This window comes from Bacteroides ndongoniae (assembly GCF_900108345.1).
GTDB lineage: Bacteria > Bacteroidota > Bacteroidia > Bacteroidales > Bacteroidaceae > Bacteroides > Bacteroides ndongoniae.
In genome coordinates this window covers 608341-635230 of the sequence record NZ_FNVV01000012.1, presented here as the reverse complement: position 1 = coordinate 635230, position 26890 = coordinate 608341, and the positions used below count along the sequence as shown (strand labels likewise).

General features: G+C 48.5%; 16 protein-coding genes and 1 pseudogene. 10 read left to right on the top strand and 7 right to left on the bottom strand.

What is annotated here, in order from left to right:
- The first annotated feature begins 1 nt into the window (after position 1).
- Positions 2 to 1477, top strand: a complete 1476-nt coding sequence (gene cysS, locus BQ5591_RS02725) for a cysteine--tRNA ligase (protein ID WP_071148345.1) — start codon at positions 2 to 4, stop codon at positions 1475 to 1477.
- 140 nt (positions 1478 to 1617) lie between these two features.
- Here cysS and BQ5591_RS02720 read toward each other — a convergent pair whose 3' ends face one another.
- Together BQ5591_RS02720 and BQ5591_RS02715 are read right to left on the bottom strand one after the other, a co-directional pair.
- Positions 1618 to 1962 (bottom strand): HigA family addiction module antitoxin, encoded by a 345-nt coding sequence (locus tag BQ5591_RS02720; protein WP_071148344.1) that lies wholly within the window; start codon positions 1960 to 1962, stop codon positions 1618 to 1620.
- An 8-nt stretch (positions 1963 to 1970) separates the two neighbouring features.
- Positions 1971 to 2288: a type II toxin-antitoxin system RelE/ParE family toxin gene (locus tag BQ5591_RS02715; protein ID WP_071148343.1), complete on the bottom strand. Its 318-nt coding sequence runs from the start codon at positions 2286 to 2288 to the stop codon at positions 1971 to 1973.
- Between the two features lie 302 nt (positions 2289 to 2590).
- On the opposite strand from BQ5591_RS02715, the gene BQ5591_RS02710 reads away from it, so the two are divergent.
- From BQ5591_RS02710 to BQ5591_RS02700, 3 genes are all read left to right on the top strand, one after another.
- Entirely contained in the window at positions 2591 to 4936 is a 2346-nt protein-coding gene (locus tag BQ5591_RS02710) for a TonB-dependent receptor (RefSeq protein WP_083380876.1), read from the top strand.
- Between the two features lie 224 nt (positions 4937 to 5160).
- Entirely contained in the window at positions 5161 to 6573 is a 1413-nt protein-coding gene (locus BQ5591_RS02705) for a DUF4374 domain-containing protein (protein ID WP_071148342.1), read from the top strand.
- 34 nt (positions 6574 to 6607) lie between these two features.
- Entirely contained in the window at positions 6608 to 7768 is a 1161-nt protein-coding gene (locus BQ5591_RS02700) for a PepSY-associated TM helix domain-containing protein (RefSeq protein ID WP_071148341.1), read from the top strand.
- Positions 7769 to 7790: 22 nt separating this feature from the next.
- Here the strand turns inward: BQ5591_RS02700 and BQ5591_RS02695 are convergent, their stop codons facing one another.
- Positions 7791 to 11705 carry a hybrid sensor histidine kinase/response regulator transcription factor gene (locus BQ5591_RS02695; RefSeq protein WP_449374826.1) on the bottom strand — a complete coding sequence of 1305 codons (3915 nt, stop codon included), beginning with the start codon at positions 11703 to 11705 and terminating at the stop codon, positions 7791 to 7793.
- Between the two features lie 385 nt (positions 11706 to 12090).
- On the opposite strand from BQ5591_RS02695, the pseudogene BQ5591_RS02690 reads away from it, so the two are divergent.
- From BQ5591_RS02690 to BQ5591_RS02670, 5 genes and pseudogenes are all read left to right on the top strand, one after another.
- A pseudogene (locus tag BQ5591_RS02690) lies at positions 12091 to 13110 on the top strand (SusC/RagA family TonB-linked outer membrane protein); the annotation flags it as partial.
- A gap of 135 nt (positions 13111 to 13245) precedes the next feature.
- On the top strand, positions 13246 to 14532 hold the full coding sequence (locus BQ5591_RS02685; RefSeq protein ID WP_071147970.1) for an IS1380 family transposase: 1287 nt from the start codon (positions 13246 to 13248) through the stop codon (positions 14530 to 14532).
- Positions 14533 to 14703: 171 nt separating this feature from the next.
- On the top strand, positions 14704 to 16689 hold the full coding sequence (locus BQ5591_RS02680; protein WP_071148338.1) for a SusC/RagA family TonB-linked outer membrane protein: 1986 nt from the start codon (positions 14704 to 14706) through the stop codon (positions 16687 to 16689).
- Positions 16690 to 16721: 32 nt separating this feature from the next.
- The gene (locus BQ5591_RS02675) at positions 16722 to 18392 is read left to right on the top strand and encodes a RagB/SusD family nutrient uptake outer membrane protein (protein ID WP_071148337.1); all 1671 of its coding nucleotides are present in this window, start codon (positions 16722 to 16724) and stop codon (positions 18390 to 18392) included.
- 133 nt (positions 18393 to 18525) lie between these two features.
- Positions 18526 to 20490 (top strand): family 20 glycosylhydrolase, encoded by a 1965-nt coding sequence (locus tag BQ5591_RS02670; RefSeq protein ID WP_071148336.1) that lies wholly within the window; start codon positions 18526 to 18528, stop codon positions 20488 to 20490.
- A 170-nt stretch (positions 20491 to 20660) separates the two neighbouring features.
- On the opposite strand, the gene BQ5591_RS02665 is transcribed toward BQ5591_RS02670, so the two are convergent.
- Positions 20661 to 22208: a sulfatase family protein gene (locus tag BQ5591_RS02665; protein ID WP_071148335.1), complete on the bottom strand. Its 1548-nt coding sequence runs from the start codon at positions 22206 to 22208 to the stop codon at positions 20661 to 20663.
- A gap of 26 nt (positions 22209 to 22234) precedes the next feature.
- Positions 22235 to 23437, bottom strand: coding sequence for a glycoside hydrolase family 88 protein (locus BQ5591_RS02660; RefSeq protein WP_071148334.1), 1203 nt, complete (start codon positions 23435 to 23437; stop codon positions 22235 to 22237).
- A gap of 154 nt (positions 23438 to 23591) precedes the next feature.
- Here BQ5591_RS02660 and BQ5591_RS02655 point away from each other — a divergent pair, with 154 nt between their 5' ends.
- The gene (locus tag BQ5591_RS02655) at positions 23592 to 23996 is read left to right on the top strand and encodes a PaaI family thioesterase (protein ID WP_022164169.1); all 405 of its coding nucleotides are present in this window, start codon (positions 23592 to 23594) and stop codon (positions 23994 to 23996) included.
- Here BQ5591_RS02655 and BQ5591_RS02650 read toward each other — a convergent pair.
- Positions 23986 to 24858 (bottom strand): DUF3108 domain-containing protein, encoded by an 873-nt coding sequence (locus BQ5591_RS02650; RefSeq protein ID WP_071148333.1) that lies wholly within the window; start codon positions 24856 to 24858, stop codon positions 23986 to 23988. The genes BQ5591_RS02655 and BQ5591_RS02650 overlap by 11 nt on opposite strands.
- The gene (locus BQ5591_RS02645) at positions 24806 to 26719 is read right to left on the bottom strand and encodes an Ig-like domain-containing domain (RefSeq protein WP_071148332.1); all 1914 of its coding nucleotides are present in this window, start codon (positions 26717 to 26719) and stop codon (positions 24806 to 24808) included. The genes BQ5591_RS02650 and BQ5591_RS02645 overlap by 53 nt, the downstream gene beginning before the upstream one ends.
- Positions 26720 to 26890: the final 171 nt, after the last annotated feature.

Sequence of the window (26890 nt, the reverse complement as noted above, 5' to 3'; positions counted from 1 at the left end):
TATGGAACATCAACTGACGATTTACAACACACTGAGCCGAACGAAGGAAGTATTCAAGCCGCTGCACGCCCCACACGTGGGTATGTACGTCTGCGGCCCTACGGTCTATGGCGACCCACACTTGGGACACGCCCGTCCGGCCATTACCTTCGATATCCTCTTCCGCTACCTCAAGCACCTGGGATATAAAGTGCGCTATGTGCGCAACATTACCGACGTGGGCCACCTGGAACACGACGCTGACGAAGGCGAGGACAAGATAGCCAAGAAGGCACGTCTGGAACAACTGGAGCCGATGGAAGTGGCACAGTATTACGCCAACCGTTACCACGAGGCTATGGATGCCTTGGGCGTACTGCGTCCCAGCATCGAGCCGCAAGCCTCGGGACACATCATCGAGCAGATAGAACTGGTTAAGCAGATACTGAAGAACGGATATGCCTACGAAAGCCACGGTTCCGTTTACTTCGACGTGGCCAAGTACAACCACGACTACCACTACGGCAAGCTGTCCGGCCGCAACCTGGACGACGTACTGAACACCACCCGTGAGCTGGACGGACAGGACGAGAAGCGTAACCCCGCCGACTTCGCCCTGTGGAAGAATGCACAACCGGAGCACATCATGCGCTGGCCGTCGCCTTGGGGCAACGGTTTCCCGGGCTGGCACTGCGAATGTACAGCCATGGGACGGAAGTATCTGGGCGAACACTTCGACATACACGGAGGCGGCATGGACCTCATCTTCCCGCATCACGAATGCGAGATAGCCCAAAGCGTGGCCAGTCAGGGCGACGACATGGTGCACTACTGGATGCACAACAACATGCTGACCGTGAACGGACAGAAGATGGGTAAAAGCTACAACAACTTCATCACCTTAGAGCAGCTCTTCACCGGCACACACCCGCTGCTGGAGCAGGCCTACACCCCGATGACCATCCGCTTCTTCACCCTGCAGGCACACTACCGCAGCACCGTGGACTTCGGCAACGAGGCCCTGAAGGCCGCCGAGAAGGGACTGGCCCGACTGATGGACGCCGTCAGCGGACTGGACAAGATTACGCCCGCACAAGCATCGACAGTGGACGTAAAGCAGTTGCGTGAGAAATGCTACGAAGCTATGGACGACGATTTGAATACGCCTATCGTCATCGCTCACTTGTTCGACGGAGCCAAGATGGTGAACAACATTCTGGCAGGTAACGACACCATCACCGCTGCCGACTTGGAGGAACTGAAAGAAACCTTCCACCTGTTCTGCTTCGACATTCTGGGTCTGAAAGCCGAGAACGCTTCGAACGCCGCCCGCGAAGAAGCCTTCGGCCACGTAGTAGACATGCTGCTGGAAGAACGCGCCAAAGCCAAAGCCAACAAAGACTGGGCTACGAGCGACAAAATACGCAACGAACTGACCGCCCTTGGTTTCGAGATAAAGGACGGCAAAGACGGCACCGAGTGGAAACTCAATAAATAATTCCCCACTCCCGCCGCTGCAACAGGCACGGATGGCATTACCTTTTTCCCGACATCGGTCAGGAAAGGCGGTGCCGCCCGTGCCTTTTTCATGTCCCGACGACGGCGCGGCATTCAGTCATCCCGTTACCCGCCGGCTCCTTACAGAGCCGCTACAAGCTTACGGATATTGGCCAACTTCTCCATGAAGGATTTGTTCGACTTGGCTACCTGCATGTCGTAACGCACTTGCTGGCGAATCCAGATCTCCGCATCAATTCCCAATGCGGCCTCGAACAGCAACGCATACTCGGTCGAGACGGCACGTTTGCCGTTCAATATCTCGTTGAGCAGCGTGGGCGAGATACCCATCTGTGCGGCAAGCTTCCGTTGCGACAGGCCACGATATTCTATCTCGTCCTTTATCATTTCTCCGGGATGAATCGGTTCCGAAGGAGTCAGATTGTTGGCTATCATTTTTGGGTCAACGCCTTTCAAGGTAATCATAGTGCTTCTTATTTATAATGATTCGATAAATCCAATATGTTACAAATAGTAATAACAGGTTCTTCCGAAGTCTCTCTAACGGTAAACTCCACCCGATACTTATTATTCACACGAATAGACGAAATGCCTTGTTTGTCCCCTTTCAGCATTTCATAGTTCAGCGAGTTTATTCGCATAAGGTCTTCCGTACCTCGTGCGTCCAAAAGATAATCAATGCATCTTTGGTACCTCCTCACAATATCGGGCTGATAGCGATGCTTCTTATCGCCGGTCGTCCCTTTCTCGTAGAGTTCCTGCAAATAGGTTTCTTCAAATGTGACAATCATGGCATTTCGGGTTACAACGGCAAAGATAAGTATTTCATCGGGTATTCACAAATATGTGAACACTTCTTTTTGTACACCTCGCTCCTTCCCACTCCGAGGGCTTTACCTATTAATGGTTATTGACGCGCATGCCCCAGAGGAGGGAGGGAAAGAACGGGCGGCATAAATACCAAAAACTGGCGATTGCGGAACTACCTTTTTCTGCGGAACTTTGCAGCCGGATAACCAAGTACATAAACAGCGTGAAAACAAGTACATTTACACTATGGGTGGCAGTCCTGATGTGCCTGTCAGTAGCAGGGATGCTCCGCGCACAGGACTTCCACGGCAAAGGTCACCGATGCCTGGTATCGGGCAAAGTCACTTCGACCGAGAAAGAAACAGTCGATTTCGCCACCGTTTACCTGAAAGGAACTTCCTTCGGCGGCACAACCAACGGTGAAGGGCGTTTCCGCATCAAGGCTCTTGAGGGGAAATATACATTGGTCGTCTCGGCCGTAGGCTACAAGACAGTGGAGCAGCCACTGGACCTGCGGCGAGGCGAGGAACGCGAGGTGAACATCACCATCGCCCCCGACGTGCAGCAGCTGGACGAAGTGACCGTCGTTTCGACCGGTGTGAGCCGCGTCAAGCGTTCGGCTTTCAACGCCGTAGCGGTAGACACCAAAGAATTGCAGAACACCACCAAGAACCTGAGCGAAGCGCTGGCCAAGGCACCGGGCATGAAGCTGCGCGAGTCGGGCGGCGTGGGTTCGGACATGCAGGTGATGATGGATGGCTTCAGCGGCAAGCACGTCAAGGTGTTCATCGACGGCATCCCGCAGGAGGGCACAGGCAGCTCGTTCGGCCTGAACAACATCCCCGTCAGCTTTGCCGAGCGCATCGAGGTATATAAAGGTGTGGTGCCCGTAGGCTTCGGCACGGACGCCATCGGCGGAGTCATCAACATCGTGACGGGCAAACAACGTCGCCGCTGGTTTCTCGATGCATCCTACTCGTACGGCTCGTTCAATACGCACAAATCCAACCTTCGCTTCGGGCAGACCTTCCGCAACGGCTTCACCTACGAGATAAACGCTTTCCAAAACTATTCGGACAACGACTATCGTGTCGATGCTCCCGTACTGAACTTCGAAACGGGCAGCTTCAGCGACAAGGAGCTGGTGCGCGTCCGCCGCTTCAACGATACGTATCACAACGAGGCCATCGTTGCCAAGGCAGGCTTCGTGGACAAACCCTGGGCCGACCGCCTGATGCTGGGCTTCATCTGGTCGCAGATGTACAAGGAGGTGCAGACCGGCGTGCGCCAGAAAACCGTCTTCGGCGAGAAGCACCGCTTCGGGCACTCATTGATTCCCTCGTTGGAGTACAGCAAGCGGGACCTGTTAGTGAAAGGCCTCGACCTGACACTGTCGGCCAACTACAACCGCAACGCCACCACCAACGTGGATACGGCCCACTACAAGTACAACTGGTTAGGCGAGCGTCAGCCCCTGAACACGCCCGGCGAACAGTCGCGCCAGTACAGCCGCGCCGACAACGACAACTGGAATGCCACAGCCACGATGAACTATCGTCTGGGGCGCATCCATACGTTCACCCTGAACCACGTTCTCAGTACCTTCCGCCGCAACAACACCTCGCTGCTGGCTGCCGAAGCACAGACCGACCCCATCGCCAAGCAGACGCGCAAGAACATTACCGGACTGGCGTACCGCCTGATGCCGTCGGAACGCTGGAACCTCTCCGTCTTCGGCAAGCACTACAGCCAGTATGTGGCCGGCCCCATGGCCGAGGATGACACGGGCAGCAACTACGTACGCACCAACCGTACGGTCAGCTCCTGGGGCTATGGTGCGGCAGGCACTTACTTCCTTGTCGAAGGACTGCAAGCCAAACTGTCGTACGAGCGTGCCTACCGTCTGCCCACCATCGAAGAGATGTTTGGCGATGAGGACCTGGAGAGCGGACAGATAAGCCTGCGCCCTGAGAGCAGCCACAACGTGAACTTCAGCCTCAGCTATGCGCGTACGCTAGGCAGCCACTCTTTCTATGTAGAGGGAGGACTGGTCTACCGCGACACGCACGACTACATACAGCGCAACGTACAAGACCTGAGTGGCGGCAAGGAGAATGCCACCTACATCAACTACGGCAATGTACTGACCAAGGGCTACAACCTCTCCGCCCGCTACAGCTTGGGACGCTGGCTCAGCCTGGGCGGTAACTTCACCCAGATGGACGTGCGCGACAATGAGCCCTACCAGATAGGCAGCACGGGCAACGCGGTGGAGAATCTGGGCTACCGTTCGCGCATGCCCAACGTGCCCTACCGCTTCGCCGACTTCGACGCCAACTTCTACTGGCGCGACCTGGGCGGACGGGGCAACCTGCTGACACTGACCTACGACAACCAGTGGACGCACTCGTTCTCCTACTACTCCGAGGTCATCGGCAGCAGCAGCGACTACATCGTCCCCGACCAGTTTGCCCACAACCTCACGCTGAGCTACAGCGTGAAGGGCGGCCGCTACAACTTCTCCGTAGAGTGCCGCAACCTGACGGACGAGAACCTGTACGACAACTTCAGCCTGCAAAAGGCCGGACGGGCTTTCTACGGAAAGGTGCGCATCCACTTCGGCGACTGAGCCGGCCAACGTCAGCACCTCTGCCCGACAGCCTACAGACCTGAGGGTACAATCATCCCGGATGATTCCTACAATCAATGCGGATGATTCATACCATCATCCCGGATGATTGTACCCTCTCTCCATACCCCGACCATGCAAAGCCGTAGGGAAAGCATGCCGGAAGCCTGCCTCATGGCAGCCATCGGAACGAACAAAAACAAATACATAAAAAAGAGAAGAATATGAAAAAGAACCACTTACTTGCAGGCCTCTTTGCCGCCTCGCTGGCAGGCATGGCCCTTACCTCCTGCTCGGAAGACGACCAAAACGGAAGCAACAACAACTCCAACACCTCAACAGGCAACTACGTGATAGCTGCCACCGTGACCAGCAGCAGCACCGATACCTACGTACTGCTGACAGCCCCCTCGCTCGACGAAGGCGAAGTGACCACTCAAGGCAACGGCCTGGTGAACGAAGGAGCCACCTACTGGGTGTTCTACACCAACCGCTACCTGTACGCACTCAATTACAATCAGGGCGAAGCAGGCACTACGCAATCGTTCATCCTGAACAACACCGGTGCACTGGAGAAGCGTTCGCAGGAATACTACGTCAACCGCTTCACCACCTACGGCTACTACGACCGCTACATCATGACCACCTCGACAGGCGACGGCCCCACGGAACTGAAGGACGAGAACGGCTACGTGCCCCAGTCATTCCTGGCTTCGTATCTGGACGTGGAGAACCAGACCTACACCAGCAACACGGTCAATGCATCGACGCCCTTCCTTTCCGAAAACTTCCTGGGCAACGGTGAATACGTCACCCTGGCCGGACTGGCACAGGTAGGCACCCGACTCTATGCCGCCGCCGTGCCCATGGGCCTCAGCCAATACGGCTGCATGCAGAAGAACGACGACGGCAGCTACAAGTGGGTGCTGCCCGGCAACGAGGACCTCATCAAGACCGAATCGGGCGGCAGTGGCAGCGGTGCCTACGACAAGGACGAACTGCAATGGACCCAATACCCCGACGAATGCTGGATGGCCATCTTCACCGACCAGACCCTGACCGACTGGAAACTCATCAAGACCGACAAGATAAGCTACGCTTGCGGACGTAACCGCTCACAATATTACCAGATGAACTGGCTGGCCGACGACGGCTACATGTACGTCTTCTCGCCCTCGTATGCCAAGACGATGAAGGACGCCCGTCAGCAAACCACCCTGCCCGCCGGCGTGGTGCGCATCGACACCAAGGCCGAAGACTTCGACCCCAACTACTATTATAACCTCGAAGCGAAAGCCGACGGCGCATCCTTCCTGCGCAGCTGGTACATCGGCGGAAACTACTTCCTGCTGCTGATGTACGACAAAGCCATTACCGCCTCGGACAAGGTGGCCAACCGCCTGGCCATATTCAACGTCAGCAACGGCGACCTGTCCTATGTCAGCGGACTGCCGACCGACGTCAGCGGCTTCGGTAACACGCCCTACATGGAGAACGGCTCGGCTTACATCGCTGTGACTACCACTTCGGGCTATCCCGCCATCTATCGCATCGAGCCTTCGACAGCCACCGCCAGCAAGGGACTGGTCGTAAAAGCCACTTCGCTGAACGGCGTAGGACGACTGGAGGCCCAGTAAAATCCGTACATCATCCCAACCCAACGAATAAACAATGAAGAAAGCATTCCGACACATACACCTGTGGCTGTCCGTCCCCTTCGGACTGATTATCACGCTTGTCTGCTTCTCCGGCGCCATGCTGGTGTTCGAGAAGGAAGTGACGCAATGGCTACGTCCCGAAGTATTCAACGTCGACCCGCAAGGCCGCCAGCCGCTGCCGATGGACGAAGTAGTCCGTCGGGTATCGGCCACGCTGCCCGAGGGCGTACAGGTGACGGGCGTCACCGCCTTCCCCGACCCGACAAAAGCCTGGCAACTCCCACTGTCCAAACCTGCCAAGGCTTCGGTCTATGCCAACCCCTATACGGGCGAGGTAACGGGCCGGGGCGACCGTCTGCCCTTCTTTGCCACCATGTTCCGTCTGCACCGCTGGCTGCTCGACAGCCGCCCGTCGGGCGACGGCGTGTTCTGGGGCAAGGTGGTAGTAGGCACCAGCACGCTGCTCTTCGTTCTGGTGCTGGTGTCGGGCATTGTCATCTGGTGGCCTCGCACGCGTAAAGCGTTGCAGAACAGTCTGAAGATTGCGGTACGCAAAGGTTGGCGCCGCTTCTGGTACGGCCTGCATGTGGCAGGGGGCATGTATGCCCTGCTGTTGCTGCTCGTCATGGCCCTGACGGGACTGACGTGGTCGTTCGGCTGGTATCGCACGGGCTTCTATGCCCTGTTCGGTGTAGAGGCACAGGCAGGAGGCGGACACGGTTCGCACAACGCCAAGTCACAAGAAGGCCATCAGAAACAACAGGGACGGAAAGGAAAAGGAGACAAGAACACCGACCGCACCGCCCACTGGCAGACAGTGTACGAGCAGCTGAAGCAGAAAAATCCCGACGCCCGCCAGATCAGCCTGTCCGACGGATCGGCCAGCGTCAGCGTCAACCGCTTCGGCAATACGCGAGGTGCCGACCGCTACCAGTTCGACACACGCACCGGCCAGCTGACCGGATATACTCCCTACAAGGAGCTGGACCGTTCGGGCAAAATACGCGGCTGGATTTACTCGATGCACGTAGGCAGCTGGGGCGGACTGCTGACCCGCCTGCTCTGGTTCGTGGCTGCCCTGCTGGGTGCTACCCTGCCGCTGACGGGATATTATCTGTGGATTCGGCGGCTGCAGAAAAGCCCTTCCAGAACCTCTGGCCACCGGCCTTCCTGAACGGACAGGCCAGCGGAAAGGATCATTCCTCTGTCGCCTCCGTTTGCCTGATCCGCTTCTTATACTGTGTAGGAGTTTCGCCCATGTATTGCTTGAAAGCCGTACTGAAATAAGACGAGGTAGCAAAGCCTACCTTTTCGGCAATCTCAGTAAATGGCATGTCGGTAGTCCTGATCAGCTGAATAGCCCTTTCCATCCGGAATTTATTAATGTACTCGTTAGCGCTGATGTCTGTCAGCGCTTTCATTTTATTATAAAGGGAGGCACGACTCATGTGTACTTCATTACAGATGGTAGCGATGTCAAGATTGCAATTGTCCAGATTGTCCTGAATCACTTTGTTCAGTTTCGACAGGAAGGCTTCGTCGGCCGGACTGAAGGTTGTCTCCTCGGGCACGGGCACAGGGCCAGCCTGCATGTAGCGTTCGCGGATTTCTTCCCTGTTCTTCAAACGGTTTCGCACCAGTTCGAGCAGCGTTTCTTCCTCAAAAGGTTTTGCCAGATAAGCGTCGGCACCATTCTTGTATCCCTCCTGCTGGCTCTGTTCATCGTCACGGGCCGTCAGCAGAACAACAGGAATATGGCTGATGGTAATATCTTCCTTGATATACTGGCACAACTGATAGCCGTTTATACGAGGCATCATCACATCGCTGACAATGATGTTGGGCATATTATTACGTATCACTCTCAGTGCTTCCTCGCCGTCGGCCGCCGTCAACACCTGTTTGAAGTGGGGCTCAAGTACCTTTTTCAGAAAATCCGTCATTTCCGCATGATCGTCGACAACCAGTATCTTGTAGGCCGACGTGTCGAACTGCTCTCCCGACAAAGCAGGCTGCTCAATGCCATCGTCACCAATCAGTTCGTTCAAATAGGCTCTGGGCTGGCTCACGACTTCTACCTCGGTATGCCTTACAGGTAAATCAAAATAGAAAGTGGCCCCTACGTCTGGATTGTTGTAAGCCCCGATCTTCCCTCCATGTTGCTCAACGAGAATCTTGGAATAGGAAAGGCCTATACCGGTACCGTTTTGCTCTCCCTCTCCCTGATAAAAACGGGTAAACAGTTTTCCCATATTGACCTGATTCAATCCGCATCCCTGGTCGGAAATGGCAACACGCACTTCGTCGCCACTGACTTTCAGCTCGGAACTGATGGTGATTGTCGTACTCTGCGGACTGTGCTTCAAAGCATTCGTCAACAGATTGCTCAATACAATCTCACACTTGTCCTTATCGAAGCAGACTTCCTCTATCCGTGGATCAAGCTGAAAACGTATATGCACCTGTTCCGCCTCACCCTCATTGGCAAAATCCTGAGATACCTGCTCAATCCAGGTATTGAACGAATATGGTTGCATATGCAGCTTGCTCTCGCCTACCTCCATCTTGCGCACATCGAGCACCATGTTAATCAATGCTTTCATACGCTGCGACTGACGATATATGGCCTTCAACGGCAGATATTGCTCATTTTCGGGTCCGATAGTCTTCAGAATACGTTTTAACGGAGCATATATCAATGTCAGTGGAGTACGCAATTCGTGACTGATATTGATAAGGAAACGTACTTTTTCCTCGTAGACCTGTTGTTCGTGCTCTTTCATGGCCCATTTCAGCTGACGTTCTTTCCTCCTTAATGCTTTGCGGAAAGCAACGGCTACCAGAAGAATTCCTCCAACCATACAAAGCAAAATAAACCACCAGGTCTGATACCAGGGCGGCAGAATGGTCAGTGTTAGTATCTGGGTATCGGGAATCCAGCTGCCGTCCTTTGCCGTACACGCCACCATAATCCGGTAAGTACCAGGCAGCCGGGTATGCATAATCAGTTCCGGCTGGTAAGTCTCCGTATAACTGTTGTCCAATCCTTCCACACGATATCTATACAGCCTTTTTCGGAAAATATCTTCCTCCTTGGCCATTACCTGAATGACTACATTACTGTTTTTGTCTACAGAGAGGGCATCCTGATTCTTCTCCAACTGATCATTAATAGATTTCCCATTGAGAATGATGTCCGACAAATGCATCTCAGGTATGCTTATTTCATCAGTCTTCTGCCCGTTAGCTATAAAGAGCAGCCCTTCCACTCCGCCCATGTAGATGCCTTGCTCATCAATAATCAATTGCGAACGGGGGATGTATTCATTGGGCATCACTCCATCCGACTCTCCATATATTGTAAAACGTTCCTTATGCGGCGAATACGAAAAAAGCATATTTTCGGCACCAATCCATATTTCATCAGGATTATGGCATACCACCAGCGACACATCAGTAAACAAGTTGGTCTGCACGGATGAAAGCTCGTTTGTCTGTACAGAATAGCATTCCAGTCCACGGCTGGTACCCATCCAGAAAGTACCTTTCTTATCATATGCTACAGAATTAATAATGGTTTCTTTAGAGGAGGTAAAAAGTGAGGTCAGTTGCAACGTAGAATGATCCATCACATAAATCCGTCGGGAGTCAAACAGATAAGTATGCCCTTCCTCACTGGCAATGGCCTGAAGGGTTCCCCAAATAATAGGCTCTTTTTTATCTTCTTTAGCTATCCGGAACGACTTGTCGTACAGATTGTATATGTAGACATGATTGCTCAAAACCAGCACCGTATTGGGGGTATTCCGATAAAGATAGATAGAATATCCGTGTTGGGATATGGTTTGTGTAGTAGTCTCGTCCACTACACAGAAAGGCGTCATCGTTCCGGTCGCAATATCAAAAACAAATACTCCTTCAGCAAAAGCCGACACCAGAAGCTTACCCGGCGTAAACCCGCAAATAGAGGTTATTTTATCTTCACGGGTACTAGGATAATGGGTAAACGTCTCCGTTTCGGGATGAAAGCTATTGATTCCACCACCATCAGTACCTATCCAGATGCGTTCGGGATTTTCCTGATAAAGGCTGATAACAATGTTATGGCTTAACCCCAGCGGATAGCCGAAAGGAGCATCGGTATATGTCTTCATCGATACTTCACGCATGTTAATAAGCCCGTTGTATACTCCTCCCATCCAGATATTTCCATAATAGTCGCAATAAATACAATTGATTGAGTTGGTCGGCAGCGAATACTGCTTATCGCCAGGCACATGTTTCAAATGAGAAAAGCGACTGTTATCAACATCCAAAATATTGATACCACCTCCATCCGTACCGACCCATATCTTTTCCTCTTTTTCCGTAATACAAAGCACTATATCACTGCTCAGTTCTGAATTACGGGTCGTATATGTTGCTATTTCCTTCCCTTCAGGTGAGAAACAACGTAGTCCCTGATTATAAGGAGCAATCCATATACGCTTTTGAGAATCGATAAACATATCCGATATTTCTTTCCCACAGCCAAATGGTTCCGCACTTATCTCTTTGGTTCTCAGATCAATGGCATATATCCCTTCCCAACGGCTACAACACAGCAGCCTGTTGTTCTTAGAAATAGCCAGACGGATGATTTCAAAGCGTCTTTTGTGTCTCAATTCGTAAAATACTCCCAACTTGCCGGTCTGCATATCATAAGCGTATACCTTATCGGTTCCGCCCAACAGCAACAGGTTATTCCACTGACAGATAGAATAAGCGATGCACATTTTCCCGTATTCGTCCTTCACGGGCACAAAATTGTTATTGCGATAGTTGTAACGGGCCACTCCCATATCAGTCAATACCCACAATTGATGATAAGAATCTTCAAAAATCTGATAGATATAATTACCCGGAAGTGTTGTCGAATCTTCATGCTGATGAAGATATCTTTTCTGTTCATGCCCATCAAAACGCCCTAATCCGAACTTCGTACCAGTCCACACAAATCCCCTCGTATCAGAGGATATACAGGTCAGCGTAGTAGGGAGGCCTGTGTTCAGCAATATCTGTTTGTACAAATAATGTTTAGCACAAACTGAAGCCGAAAAGACAAACGGCATAAATAGGGAAAAAAGAAACCTAAAAACTTTCATATTATTGTAGAACCAGGCTTTAAAAAAATATCATTATAAAAAGATCTAATGATATTTTCCTGACGACAAAGATAACATCTCATCTTTTATGTTCGTTCAAAATATAGTATGTTTTTCGATATAAATTCTGATAATACCATGCATTTAGGGAAATTCGGATTATACTTCTAATTTTGTCTATTTAAACTTTAAAAAATCACTAAAGTATTCGTTATTAGATATATTTGAAAAAGAAATAGCGATTTCTTAAAAAAGCCAATTAAACATTCTTTTTATTTTTGCAATAGTCGGACAGGACAAAAAATGAGTTCCGGCTTTACAACAATAATGTTAAACTTAAATTTCTTACTTCATGAAAAAAGAGAAAGAAAAACTGTTTCGGGCACTGCCATTAGCAGTTGGATTACTTTGGGCCAGTGGAAATGTTTTGGCTGTACCTGTATTGGCACCATATGAATATGCTGTCAACCAACAGACCAATCAGGTAACAGGTGTCATCAACGATGCCAACGGAGAACCATTGATCGGAGTAAATGTAGTAGAAAAAGGAAATACACAGAATGGCTCTATTACCGACTTAAATGGAAAATTCAATCTGAACGTATCTCCCAATGCTGTTTTAATCTGTTCTTATATTGGATATAAAACAGCCGAAGTTCCTGTAGAAGGACAAAAGAATCTCACCATCACTTTACATGAAGACAGCGAAGCATTGGACGAAGTCATTGTTATCGGTTACGGTACAGTACGCAAGGCCGACCTCGCGGGCTCTGTTGCTGTAATGGACAACAAACAATTCAAAGACCAACCGGTAACCCGCATCGAAGATGCCTTGCAAGGTCGTGTATCAGGTATATCAGTTATGTCAAGCGGTGTACCGGGAGGAGACCTTAAAATTCGCGTTCGCGGTGCCAGCTCTATCAATAAATCAAACGATCCTTTATACGTAGTTGACGGTATCGTACGCGAAAGTGGTCTGGAGGGAATTAACCCCGAAGATATCCAGAGCATGCAGATTCTAAAAGACGCTTCATCAACTGCCATCTACGGTTCACGCGGTGCAAACGGTGTAGTACTGGTTACTACAAAAACCGGTAAAGCAGGAAAAACAGAAGTAGTATTCGATGCATCAGTCGGTTTCTCTAACGCTTACCACATTCCTGAAGTTATGAGCACACAAGAATATGCACAAGCCCTGGTAGATTACAAGGGGGCTGACCGTGCAGCTTTGTCAGGTTATCTGGACGGAAGTAATCCTGGTATCGACTGGATGGACGTATTGTTGCGTACCGGAGTTACCCAAAATTATAAAGTAGCTATTTCTAAAGGTAATGAAGATACCCAATTCTATGTTTCGGGTAACTATATGAACCTAAATTCCGCAGCATTTTAGTTTAACTTATTTTATAAGTACCTGAGCAACAAAAAGTTGCTCAGGATTTTGCCATGTCAGATTTTTCACCTATCTTAGTGTTGCAAATCAAAATATGTATCAAACCCGACAGACATGGCAAAGGTAGCAATAAAATCTGAGAAACTCTCTCCTTTTGGAGGAATTTTTTCAATAATGGAGCAATTTGACTCCAATCTCTCATCTGTAATCGACTCAACCCTCGGTATGAGATGTAGGCTGTATGGTTATCAATACAGCGAAATCATCCGTTCGCTTATGAGCGTTTATTTCTGTGGCGGCTCATGCATAGAGGATGTCACCACTCATCTGATGTATCACCTCTCGCTTCATCCGACACTTCGCACATGCAGTGCCGACACGATTCTCAGAGCCATAAAGGAACTGACCCAGGATAACATTTCCTACACATCCGACACTGGCAAGACCTACGACTTAAACACGGCAGACATGCTGAATACACTGCTCCTCAATTGCCTATTGTCCACAGGGCAGCTGAAAGATGGCGAGGGGTATGACGTTGACTTCGACCACCAGTTCATAGAGGCTGAGAAGTTTGATGCGAAACCCACATACAAGAAGTTTCTCGGATACCGTCCTGGCGTGGCGGTTATTGGCGACTTGATTGTCGGCATTGAGAACAGCGACGGCAACACAAATGTCCGTTTCCACCAGAAGGACACGCTGAAGAGGTTCTTTGAAAGGTTTGAAAAGAACAAGCTTATGATCAACCGTTTCAGAGCTGATTGCGGCTCGTGTTCTGAAGAGATAGTGGAAGAGATTGCTAAACACTGCAAGACCTTCTATATCCGTGCCAACCGATGCAGTTCGCTCTACAATGACATCTTTGCCCTCAGAGGTTGGAAGAAAGTGGAATTGGGCGGCATTGAGTTTGAGCTGGCCTCCATTCTCATCGAGAAATGGAAAGGGAAGGCATACCGTCTTGTGATTCAAAGACAGAAGCGGATAGACGGCGAACTCGACCTGTGGGAAGGAGAATACACCTACCGCTGCATCCTTACAAATGACTACGAGTCTTCCGAGAAAGAGATTGTCGAATTCTATAACCTCCGTGGAGGGAAGGAACGCATCTTCGATGACATGAATAACGGATTCGGCTGGAACAGGCTTCCAAAATCCTTCATGGGAGAAAACACGGTGTTTCTTCTGCTTACGGCACTCATACGCAACTTCTATAAATTCATCATGGCGAGGCTTGACGTGAAGAGGTTCGGACTCAAAGCAACAAGCCGCATCAAGGCGTTTGTCTTCAAGTTCATCTCTGTGCCAGCCAAATGGGTCAGGACATCAAGGCAGTATGTGCTGAATATCTATTCATGCAACAACGCTTATGCTGATGTGTTCCAGAATGACTTTGGATGACACCGACAACTTATGGTCGTGATTTTGCGTATTGCCTCAAGTCGCATGGTGGGGTAAGGGGATTTAATGCGTCTTTGTGGCGATTTTTGCTGCGTTGCACCCTCTTTTGCCACAGTGTCGCTACCTTTTTGACCTCTGTGTCATCTTATGAGGGCGGTTGCGGATTTGAGGATGAATACAAAAGGTGTAATTACCGATACTGATTTTGCACGTTATTCAGTAAAAGCAAATATACACTCCAAACTGTATAGCTGGCTGGAAATGACAGCTGACGTCAACCTGTCACAAAGTAACGGTTCGGGTGCCGGCTTTAACCAAAGCCAGGAAAACCCCATTTGGGTAGGATTGAACTATTCACCCACTATGGAGATGTATAACGAAAAAGGCAACTACAATACCGACCCCTACAACAACATTCAGAATAATCCTTATGGTATTCTTCACGAAAACCTTAATGACCGTAAACGCAACGTAGTAAGTGGGCATGTTGATTTGAAGTTCAACATTCTGAAAGGTCTTACCTTTATTACCACCAACGGTTTGGATTACTCTGACCGCAAAGGTTACTCCTTCTCATCAACCCGTGTACAGACACAAAACGGTATGGGCAACAACAATAATTATAATCTGGTGTTGCAGTCTACCAACAACTTGACTTATATGGGCAACTGGAATAAGCACTCACTGACCGCAACAGCCGTATGGGAAGCTACTTCGTCAGAAACACGTTACATGGCAATAAGCGGTAAGAATCTGTCGGCTGAACAAGTAGGTTACTGGGATGTAAAGAATGCTAAGACCCGTGATGCGGAAAACAGTTACAGTAACTGGAATCTTCTTTCCGGTGTAGCCCGACTCATGTATAACTATGCAGACAAATATATGCTGACTGCTACATTCCGTGCCGATGGTAGTTCTCGCTTCACAAACCAAAAGTGGGGATATTTCCCTTCTATCGCTGCTGCATGGACAGTGACAAAAGAAAAGTTCATGAAAAATGTCAAAGCTTTGAGTGATCTGAAAATCCGTGCCAGTTACGGTATTATCGGTAATCAGGATATTGACCCGTATTCAACTCTCGGATTGATGACAAGTACTTCATTCAACTTCGGTACAGGTACGACTTATACCGGTTACTGGGGAAACGGACTTGCAACTCCTGACCTGACTTGGGAAAAGGTGAAACAACTCGACTTGGGCATTGATTTGGGTTTCTTCAACAACCGACTGACCTTCAGTATGGATTACTTCGACAAACGCACTTCGGATGCTCTTCTAAGACGTACAGCGCCTAACTACGTAGGTGGTACTTCCTATTGGATAAATGCCGGTGAAGTAAGTAATAAGGGTATAGACCTTTCTATCACCGGACGCATCATCCAGAATGACAATCTGCAATGGACCAGCAGCATCAACGGAAGCTACTTGAAAAACGAAGTCACAAAACTGACAGCCGAAGAACCTGTAATATACGGTGTAAGCCCATCGCCAGGTACTGTAGATCCGGCAACCATCATCAAAGAAGGTGAAGCTATCGGTACGTTCTACGGATACAAATGGGCAGGAATCATGAAAAACGATAATGGAGATTTCGTTGACTCCTACTATACAAAAGACGGTAAAATAACAACCGACCCATCAGGCGAAGATAAAATGGTATTGGGTTGCTCTAATCCAGACTTCACTTTGGGATGGAATAACACCATCAGCTATAAAAATTGGGATTTCAACGTATTCTTTAATGCAGCCTTTGGCGCACAACGTCTGAATCTGGTTGATTTTGCCATGAGTTCAATGGTAGGTGCATCAATGTTTGTGACAGCTAAAGATTACTTTACCAACGTAGGTAACACCATGCCTACACCGGGCGTAACAAACAAGAACTATGGTAACTCCAGTAAGTGGCTCGAAAATGCTGACTATCTGCGCTGCGAAAACATCAGTATCGCTTATACACTGCCACGTAAGGTTACGAAGTTCGCTGACATCCGTATTTCACTCTCTGCACAAAACCTATTCACCATCACCGGATATAAAGGTATCGACCCGGCAGGTGCATCGTTCAGTGCTAATAGCGTAGATATAGACAATGGTATGGATATGGGTGCTTACCCCAATCCGCGTACAGTTACAGTAGGTGTACGTATGAATTTCTAAATAATTAACCCATTAAAGACTTGAATCAAAATATGAGAACAAAAATATTTTTGGGCTGCCTTATGGCAACCAGCTTATTAAGTACTTCATGTAGCGACTTCCTGACGGAAGATCCCAAAGGAAAGCTGACTCCTTCTACTTTCTTCGTATCACAGGACGCTCTGGATGCCAGTGTATACTCACTCTACCAGAAAGTAAATGGTACACAGACTTATACCAACATGATGTATCCCCAATGGCAAGGTGATGACATGACAGCAAACCCCGGTTCAAACAAACAGGCTGTTGCTGAACTGGACGGATTTAGCGCCAATAACAACAATAAGGGGGTACAGGATGCATGGTCAAAACATTATACTGTTATCAAAGCTGCCAACTTGATTCTGAACAATGCAGGAGAAACACCGGTAAGCGAAACAGAACTTAACATTGCTATGGGACAAGCCCATTTCTGGCGTGCTTATGCCTACTATTACATGGTACGTATCTTCGGTCCCCTTCCTCTGATAAAGAGTGCCGACGAATTAGGCAACAACATACAGCTCTCATCAGTAGAAGAAGTCTACAAACTGATTGTTGAGGACCTGACTACGGCCGAAAGCATTCTGCCGACCAGTTATTCAACTGCTCCACGTAACCATAATGGCGTAGACGCATATGTAACAAAGCAAGCCGTCCAATCCACCCTTGCAGCTGTCTATATGTCAATGGCTGGATATCCGTTGAATAAAACTGAATATTATGAAAAGGCTGCAGCAAAAGCCAAAGAAGTAATCGACAAAGAAAGCCAATACGGTTTCTATCTGGATAGCGAGTGGAGTCACGTATACTCCATGGGCCACAACTATAATAAAGAAACAGTGCTTGGTATTGACTACTCTCCGGTTGTAGACTGGGCTACAGACTCACAATTAACTTCCTGTAACCGCTTCGAAAGTCTGGGCGATGCCGGATGGGGTGATTCATGGGGAGAAATAGCTTTCTGGAAACGTTTCCCCGAAGGGCCGCGTAAGAATGCTGTATATGCTCCGAAAATTACATTTCAGGATGCCAACTACAATATTACCAAAAGTGTAGACTGGTGGGAACTGGACAGTGAAGGCAAACCTATAGTTTCCGAATATCACCCAATGTTCACGATCTTTACAACCAACTGTAATGCTAGCGGTGTAGAACTGGCACAACCCTATGACTATACTCAGCCTAACTATACAGGAATGTGTAACGGACATCGCCATCGTGTTATCCGCTATTCAGAAGTTTTGTTATGGTATGCAGAAAGTGCAGCCCGCTCAGGAGAAACCAACCTCACACTGGCTAAACAATGCCTAAAACGAGTACGCGAACGTGCTGTAACCGACTACGAGAATGTTCAATTAAGTGATGGAAGCGTCGTAAGTATTGATAATATGAATGCTGCCCAACTGGCTGAAGCCTGCTACATAGAACACGGCTGGGAAGTAGCCGGTTACTGGGTTGCCATGGTAACACGTCGTTCTGACGAATTCCGCATGAACGAATTGAAAAAGAATTTCGATTACCGCGTTGCTAATAAAGAAATCGAAGTCGCACCTGGAATCAAAGCTAAGGAAAGTGTAGCCGTAGTAAAAACGACATGGGCAAACGACAATAGTATTTATATTCCTTATCCAGATACAGAAGTAGAGAAAAACCCCAATTTAAACAGAGATCTCATAAAATGACAATATCTCTATTCTTCTAACTTACTAATCTCAATAGGTACACGCTGATAACTCAGGGGCCGAAGCACAACATTTAGTTTCGGCCCCTTCCTGCTATCAAAGTAGCCTTTATGACTAAAATATTACAAATAATATGAGGTATCCAATTTTAAACAAATTCATCGGCACACTGTGCTTATTGCTATACATCGCCTTGGAAATATCGGCTCAAAATACCAAACCCTTCGTAATACCTGAACTGAAAGAATGGAAAGGTAAAGAAGGATACTTTGTCCCCAACAGCCAACTACGCATTATATATAATGAGCCAGCATTACAGAAAATAGCCAAAACATTTGCCGACGATTATCAAGCGCTATTCGGCATACGCCCCCAAATAGCACAAGGAAAAGTTAATAAAGGAGACTTTTTCCTGACACTTAAAACAGACCGTAAACTGGGTAAAGAAGGTTACACCATTGATATAACTGACTATGTAAAAGTATCGGCACCTGAAACTGCCGGAATTTATTGGGGCACCCGCACCCTGTTGCAGATCGGTGAACAAAATGATAACCATCAACTACCCAAAGGATTGATACGTGACTTTCCTGATTATAGCATGCGCGGCTTCATGATAGATTGTGGACGGAAATATATCCCGATAAACTACCTGCGCGATTTGGCCAAAGTGTTGTCTTACTATAAAATGAATGTGCTACATGTACACCTGAACGACAACGGATTCAAACAATTCTTCAACCACGATTGGGACAAGACCTATGCAGCTTTCCGTCTGGAATGCGAAACATTCCCCGGACTGACTGCACGTGACGGTTATTATACCAAGCAGGAATTCATCGAATTCCAGGACGAAGCTACAACATACTTTGTTGAAATCATCCCCGAAATCGATGTGCCAGCCCATACACTTGCCTTCAGCCACTATAAACCCGAAATTGGCAGCAAACAATATGGAATGGACCATCTGGATCTCTCCAATCCTGAGACATACACCTTCCTTAATGCGCTCTTTAAAGAATATCTGGAAGGCGAAGAACCTGTGTTCCGTGGTCCAAGAGTACACATCGGAACCGATGAATATTCTAACAAGGACAAAGAAGTTGTAGAACAGTTCCGCGCCTTCACCGACCACTATATCAGATACGTCGAAAGTTTTGGAAAGAAAGCTTGTGTATGGGGTGCTCTGACACATGCTCCTGGCGAGACGCCCGTAAAAGTTGAAAACGTAGACATGTTTACTTGGAACAACAATTTTGCCAATCCACGCGAAATGGCCAAATTAGGTTACAAACAAATCTGCATTCCCGACTGGGCTGTCTACATCGTTCCACTGGCACCCTACTATCACGATTATCTCGACAACAAGTATCTGTATGAGGAATGGACACCTGCCCATGTAGGTAAAGTAATGTTCGATGAAAAAGATCCGGCTATTCTCGGTGGCATGTTTGCTGTATGGAATGACCTTGTTGGAAATGGTATTTCAGTAAAGGATATACATCACCGTGTCTTCCCAAGCTTACAGACAATGGCTATGAAGACCTGGAATGCTAACCCACTGATTACATTCGACATATTTGATTCCAATCGTATGGCACTGAGTGAAGCTCCGGGTGTAAACCAGCTTGGCCGAATTGGAGACAAACCCGGATTAGTATACGAAACTGCCAATGTACAACCGGGAGCCAAACTGCCTTTCCCCGAGATAGGCTATAACTACACGGTGACATTCGACCTTGATGCTCAATCCGAAGCTTTAGGCACAGAGCTATTCCGTTCTCCGGATGCAGTATTCTATCTTTCCGATCCCGTCAGCGGATTATTCGGTTTTGCCCGCGACGGCTATCTGAACACATTCGGTTTCAGTCCTTACCCAGGAGAGAAAATTAATGTACGAATCGAAGGTGATCCTTTGTCCACATCACTCTATATAAACGGGAAATTATTTAAGAAGCTTGATGTACAAATGCAATTCTACAATAGTGGAAAAGACTCGATGAAATACATCCGGACATTGGTATTCCCACTCGAAAAAGCAGGAAATTTCAAGAGTAGAATCACCAATCTGAAAGTTTATAATCACATACCGAAATAAACCGTTTAGTCAAACGAGTTATATAAGAAAGGCTTCGGTTATTCGCCTTGCGCACTATAACCGAAGCCTTTTAATTTATCTGTCTATTTATATGCCTCCCCCAATAATAGCGTAGTTTCTTATCTAAGAAGGCACCAGGACCTTTTAAGATCAATATCAGACAACAAAGATCAATAAGGTATCATATCCTTCAGGATGCCCTCGCGATACCAGGGGTCGTCTATCTCCTTCAGCACCTTGCCCATTTCGGCACAAAGCTGCTTCACGACTTCGGCATTCTCCTCCAGTGGCAGATTGTTCAGCTGATAAGGATCGTGTTCGTCATCGAACAGCAGGGTTTTCTTCAGCTGCTTAGTCTTGCGGTCGATGTAGAGGGCCAGTGTATACTTAGCCGACTTGAACCCGCGAGCCGAGGGGAAATAAGACTGCACCTTGCCGTCGGCATCCTTCTCGCCGTCTACGTTCTGTATGTAAAGCGCACCGGTAGGGCGTACCACGTCGGCCTGTGCATCGAGGAAGAGCGGAGCATAATTGTGTCCCTGCACCGTGGCAGGAATCGAATCGGCCAGACCGGCCAAACCCAGCAAAGTAGGCATGATGTCGGGCGAACACAGCATCAGGTCGTCGACACGCGGCTCTATCTGTCCGGGGAAACGTACCAGGAAGGGGACGTTCATCGACTCGGCATAAGGCGAGTTCTTCGGGTCGTCGGTACCCTGGCTGCACATGGTTTCGCCATGGTCGGACGAAAATACGACGATGGTGTTCTTGTCCAGTCCCAGCTCCTTCAGTGCATCGAGTATCTGTCCGAATGCACGGTCTACACCCGTCACCGACGCAAAGTAGTAGCGTGCCGACTCGGCTTTCTTCATCGTCGGGTCAGCATTGGGACGTATCAGCAGGCTGTCCAGCGGCTGATCTTTGTACAGGTTGAAGTCTTCTTCCATGCAGTCGTCCAGCGAACGGTACGGGCTGTGGGGCGGATTCATGCCTACCATGATGAAGAAAGGCTTCTTCGGGTCGCGCACGTTTCCTTCGTTCTTCAGATACGACACCACTTTGCCTGCCTCGTGCAGGGGCGACCACTCTTTGGGGTCGTGACGGCGGCCGTCGGTATCCCAGTAGTGGGGATTCTTGTGTTCGTCGAACGTACCGTACGAATACCAGTAGTTAAAGCCATGCCGACGCTCTGCGGGGGTATAGGCATCCCATGCGGGCACCTGCTCTTCTACGTAGTGGCCGGGGTTATTGGGGTCGTTAGGTGTCGGACAGTCGACATGCAGCTTGCCGAAATAAGCACAGTCGTAACCAGCCTTGCTGAAAACGTCGCTGACACATTCGGCGTCCTGACGCAACGAACTGATGGGGCGGTTGGAATGACAGTTCAGTGGCACTCCGCTCTTATTGGGGTACATACCTGTCAGCAGAATGCCCCGATGGGGACTGCTTAAGGGACAGTTGCTCTGCGCCGAAGTCAGCACCAGCGACTCGCGGGCAAAATCGTTCAGACGGGGCGTATGTACCGGGTCGTTGCGGAAGTTGACATGTTCGCGGAATCCTTCCTCTCCCCAGAACTCCATGGCATGATTGCGGTACTGGTCGGGGAAAACATAGATGACGTTGGGTTGCAAAGCAGCCGGCTCTTGCCGGGCAGATTTGCACCCGGCCAGAGCCAGCAGTCCCATGCCCCCCACCAATATATTAAAGGGATGTTTCATGGATTAAAACAGATTAAATGTAGGGATTATTTCTTCTCCAGGTCTCTTTTACGGATCAAGCCTTCCAGGAAGTAGTAGTCGGCATAGTTCAGAGGCACGTCGATTTCGGCACCATGAGGAATACTGCCTACCGAGTGCATCAGAATGAAGTTGCCGTTTGTTCCTACAGCTGCACGGTAAGCGGGTGAACCCAGGCTTTCCATTATCTTGTCGGCAGTTTCCTTATATCCCTTGTTGGGTACATAAGTACTCAGCTCATACAAGGCAGAAGCTGTACAGGCAGCAGCCGAAGCATCACGCGGCTCATTGGGGATGTTGGGAGCGTCAAAGTCCCAGTAAGGAACCAAGTCTTCGGGCAGGTTCTTGTTGTTGAAGATGAAGTTGTATACCTTTTCGGCTTGCTCCAGATACTTGGCATCGTGTGTATAGCGGTAGCACATTGTGTAACCGTAGAATGCCCATGCTTGTCCGCGTGCCCAAGCTGACTCGTCGGCATAGCCCTGTGCAGTCTGTTTCTTGCGAACTTCGCCAGTCTCCGGATCATAGTCTACTACATGATAGCAGCTGTTGTCTGCACGGAAGTGGTTCTTCATTGTTGTATTGGCGTGGCTTACTGCAATGTTATAGAAAGTAGAATCGCCCGACATCAACGAAGCTTCGAACAGCAATTCCAGATTCATCATGTTGTCGATGATCACCGGACACTTCCATCCGCGCTGTGCTTGCCATCCTTTGTCGGCATCCCATGATTGTATCACTCCTGCTCCGGGACGGAAACGGGTAGACAGAGACTTGGCAGCCTGTATGATAACCGGCTTGTACTCCTCCTTGCCCAAACGACGATAACCGTTCAGATAGCTGGAACCAATCATAAAGCCTACATCGTGGTGCCATGTCAGGTATTGCACCGAGTCAAGAGCTTCGGTATACTTCTCGGCCAGTGGTATCCATTTCTTATCACCGGTCAGCTCGTAAGTGAACCAGATATTGCCGGGGAAGAAACCGGAGCACCAGTCGTCAATAGGAATGTAATGAATACTGCCATCCTTGTCAATCGTACGCGGATTCAGTACCTTTCCTGATTTCTCGATAATATCGGTCTGCAGCGTATGTTGCGCTACCGCATTATCAATGTTGTCTTGAATAAAATCGATTTCAGTTTTCTTTTGTCCTGCACAACCGGCAAAAACAAGAAGGGCAAGCCCCAATGTTGCGAAAGCAGTTTTCATAGATAGTGGATTTATAATTTAAAATTTAGAATTGTTTCGTTGACAAAAGTAACCGTCATTTTACAAATAGACCCACCCAAATCATACAATTAAAGGCCAAAATTGTTATTTTTGCGCCTAAACGGAACAATTTGAACTAAATAACCACAAAAATATGACTGCACAAGATTTCTTTAAGAATGACCTGTTTGCCAGAAATGCTGGAGTAGAACTGCTGGAAGTAAAAGAAGGATATGCCAAAGCATGCCTGACCATCACAGCCGACCACCTGAATGCAGGAAACCGTACCCAGGGAGGAGCCATCTTCACACTGGCAGACCTGGCTCTGGCAGCAGCTGCCAATTCGCACGGCACGCTGGCGTTCTCACTCTCGTCCAACATCACCTTCCTGCGCAGCAGCGGACCCGGCGACACTCTGTATGCCGAAGCACGCGAACGCTACATAGGCCGTACAACCGGCTATTACCAGATAGACGTAACCAATCAGGAAGGCAAACTGATAGCGACTTTCGAATCGAGCGTGTTCCGGAAGGGCGATACCCTCCCGTTTACTCTGTAACTATCGAAGTCATCGGATAACGGTTGCCTCTTACACTCTTGAAGAAAGCTTTGGCCGAACCGAAATTCAGGTACATATCCAACCGGATGGGCAAATGGTTGTCATCGTCGGAAATAAAGAAGGTGATGACTTCCTGCTCTTTTCCTTTCTTATACTCGACAAAGGAAAACACCAGACAGCGATACGTCGTATCATTATTGGCTTTCACATTCTCTTTGCCCCGATAAATCAAAGTCTGTTCCTCGACTCTGCGCCCGGTAGCCATCGGAAAGAGTATCTTATCGCCTACTTTATAGTCGCGCGGATCGTACGAACGTGCCTGAGCCAAAATACTCAGCATATCGAAGATACAACGCGAATCGTTATATTCCATCTCATACTTTGTACCATCCCGGTAAGTACGACGTTGCTTTACATAGGACACTCCGTCCTTGTAAGAGAACCACGCCTCGTCCACCGTATAACGCTTACCTTCTTCGGCTGCCTTACGGAAATAAAGCGGTTCCATACGATCCGTAATGTAACAGGTCAGCGTATCACGCATCTTGAAGAAGAAATCGGTCTGCTTGCTACCTGTCGATAACAGGTTCATCCGATAAGCCGGAGCGTGATTAAAGGTAGTCGAATTTGTCGTCAGGCTGGCCAGACCTACCTTTTTCCAGATAAACTTCCAGTTGAAATACAAGTCGTACACAACCTGTTCACCCGATTTGAAAGCTTTGTTTTCGGCAGGACACTGTGCCCGGAGCGGCATGGCAACCGTCGTGCATAGCCACCCTATCACCAACAGCATCCACAGCCGTCCTTTGTTAGTAATTGCTGCTGTTACTGTTGCGGTTATTTTTTTTCTTTTTGTCTTCATCTGGTTTCTGTTTTTTAAGTACATCAGGCTTCTGCTTGTCCAATGGTCTGTCTTTTACATTCCATGTTTGGGTCAATTCGAAATTAGCCTTCAGTTCGATAACTTGCCAATAATAGAACACTTCTTCCGGCTGACGTTTAGCAGCATAATCGCCTTCCGTCCATACACCGTCACCATTCCTGTCATTGATCAGACGTGCTCCGTATTTGCCCGGATTCAGGAAATAAAAGTCTGCTTTCCCATCAACCACCGGAACCGAACGCACCACCTTGTCCTGTTCGTCAAGCAAATCTACGAAAGCCAGGGAATCGGCGCCCGAAACATTAAAGAATATGGCTCCGTAATCTTCCTGCTTTTTCACCTTAAAGTCCTTTTTTATTTTATCAGTGAAAAGCCCGTACAGGCCATGGAAAGCCATTGAATCGACTTCAAAAGAATAACTTCCGTCGAATTCCCAGTCTTTGCCGGGCAATACATTATATATTTTCTGGTCAAGCGAATCTTTCACCAACTCGAAAGGCAGGTCTGTCCACAGCGAGTCGACCTGTTGCCGCAAATGGATAGCCGTATCGTTTATACTGCTCAATGGTTCCTGGAAAGTCAACGTAATGTAATCGTATATATCCATAGGCGAGGGAGCATATACGTCAACTGGCAGGAAATTAACCTGGATGGTGTCTTTATCTCCCCGTTTACGCTTCTTCTCCAACTCTTTTTCGCGCTCTTTCCGTTCTTTTTCCAGTTCCTTCTCACTCTTGGGACGCTGTTTCGACACCAGCTTCAGGGTATCGGTCCGCGGTACCAGCTGCTTCAGCGAATCGGTATAGAGATAAGAAAGACTCATCTTCAATGTATCAATCTGATAAATCAGCGAATCCTTAATCCAATAGTGCAACGTATCGTTACGTCCCGTTGTCTGTTCGATGACAAAAGCATCTTTTTCATCAAAATTCAAGCCCTTCAATACCGGCAAGCTATCGGCCGGAGCCGTAAAGTAAAGCGAGAATTCCTTGGGAGTAAGACGTTCGCTACGAGCCAGACGCTGTGAGAAACGCTTTTCCTTAAAGCAACGCAGCATCACGTCATCCGGCAGATAATGCGTATAATTCCGGTCGATAATAGTATCTATCGTCAGCGAGTCGACCCACACCGTATCGTGACGCAAACGTATTTCCGAAGAAGGAATAACCAGCGAATCATTGAAAGCAATCGCTTCAGTAGGCTGGGAATAATAATAATTCTGATCGGCATCCTGCAAAGCGTAAATGCGGTATTGGCCGGCAGCAACTCCCCTAATGGAAAAGCGTCCGCGGCTGTCCGTCAGTCCCACACGGTCGAATGGCAAAGCTGTAAACGCCGAATCGGCAAGGTTAGCATGCAGGCCGACCAACATACCCTTAACAGGCTCCAAGTTCTCGGCATTGAGCAACGTACCGGATATGACCATCGTATCCAATACCGCACCTGTCGAAAACGTATAGGTAAACGACTCTAGGGGATTGCCTTCGTTGTTGTCCTGAATGGCGTCGCCAAAATCTATGGTATATGTTACATCTTTTTTCAGTGTATCCTGCAAGCTCACCAACACGCGCTTGCTGCTGGCCTTAATTTCGGGCTGCTGCACCTGTGGCGGAGAGATAACAATCTTTTCATTCGGCTTTTCCAGCGTGATATATTCATCGAACTCAATGGCTATCTTCTTCTTGGTGTTATGCAATGCTCCCGGCTTGGGCGAAGCCGACACAAAACGGGGAGGATCTTCATCATAAGGACCTCCTTCCAAACGTCCGATACTCGCACAAGAATAAAGTGCAGCTCCTATAACTGCAGCCACTCCTAATCGCCGAAAAAACGATTTCATCCTACTATTATAACGATTGCAATTTAACATGCTGCAAAAATAAAGGTTATCTATTAATTAGCTGTATACTTTACAGTATTTTAAACAAAAAACCTCCTTTGCTCCGCATATATATATGAAATATAGTTAAAAAAGCAAAGTATTCATACCTTATACAACAAGAAAAGAATA

Bases quoted from the DNA above. Each gene is read 5' to 3' on its own strand.
- BQ5591_RS02715 (WP_071148343.1), bottom strand. From the start codon at position 2,288: ATGATTGTCACATTTGAAGAAACCTATTTGCAGGAACTCTACGAGAAA.
- BQ5591_RS02720 (WP_071148344.1), bottom strand. From the start codon at position 1,962: ATGATTACCTTGAAAGGCGTTGACCCAAAAATGATAGCCAACAATCTG.
- BQ5591_RS02665 (WP_071148335.1), bottom strand. From the start codon at position 22,208: ATGAAACATCCCTTTAATATATTGGTGGGGGGCATGGGACTGCTGGCT.
- BQ5591_RS02685 (WP_071147970.1), top strand. From the start codon at position 13,246: ATGGCAAAGGTAGCAATAAAATCTGAGAAACTCTCTCCTTTTGGAGGA.
- BQ5591_RS02705 (WP_071148342.1), top strand. From the start codon at position 5,161: ATGAAAAAGAACCACTTACTTGCAGGCCTCTTTGCCGCCTCGCTGGCA.
- cysS (WP_071148345.1), top strand. From the start codon at position 2: ATGGAACATCAACTGACGATTTACAACACACTGAGCCGAACGAAGGAA.
- BQ5591_RS02660 (WP_071148334.1), bottom strand. From the start codon at position 23,437: ATGAAAACTGCTTTCGCAACATTGGGGCTTGCCCTTCTTGTTTTTGCC.
- BQ5591_RS02655 (WP_022164169.1), top strand. From the start codon at position 23,592: ATGACTGCACAAGATTTCTTTAAGAATGACCTGTTTGCCAGAAATGCT.
- BQ5591_RS02675 (WP_071148337.1), top strand. From the start codon at position 16,722: ATGAGAACAAAAATATTTTTGGGCTGCCTTATGGCAACCAGCTTATTA.
- BQ5591_RS02650 (WP_071148333.1), bottom strand. From the start codon at position 24,858: ATGAAGACAAAAAGAAAAAAAATAACCGCAACAGTAACAGCAGCAATT.
- BQ5591_RS02710 (WP_083380876.1), top strand. From the start codon at position 2,591: ATGCTCCGCGCACAGGACTTCCACGGCAAAGGTCACCGATGCCTGGTA.
- BQ5591_RS02670 (WP_071148336.1), top strand. From the start codon at position 18,526: ATGAGGTATCCAATTTTAAACAAATTCATCGGCACACTGTGCTTATTG.
- BQ5591_RS02645 (WP_071148332.1), bottom strand. From the start codon at position 26,719: ATGAAATCGTTTTTTCGGCGATTAGGAGTGGCTGCAGTTATAGGAGCT.
- BQ5591_RS02695 (WP_449374826.1), bottom strand. From the start codon at position 11,705: ATGCCGTTTGTCTTTTCGGCTTCAGTTTGTGCTAAACATTATTTGTAC.
- BQ5591_RS02680 (WP_071148338.1), top strand. From the start codon at position 14,704: ATGAATACAAAAGGTGTAATTACCGATACTGATTTTGCACGTTATTCA.
- BQ5591_RS02700 (WP_071148341.1), top strand. From the start codon at position 6,608: ATGAAGAAAGCATTCCGACACATACACCTGTGGCTGTCCGTCCCCTTC.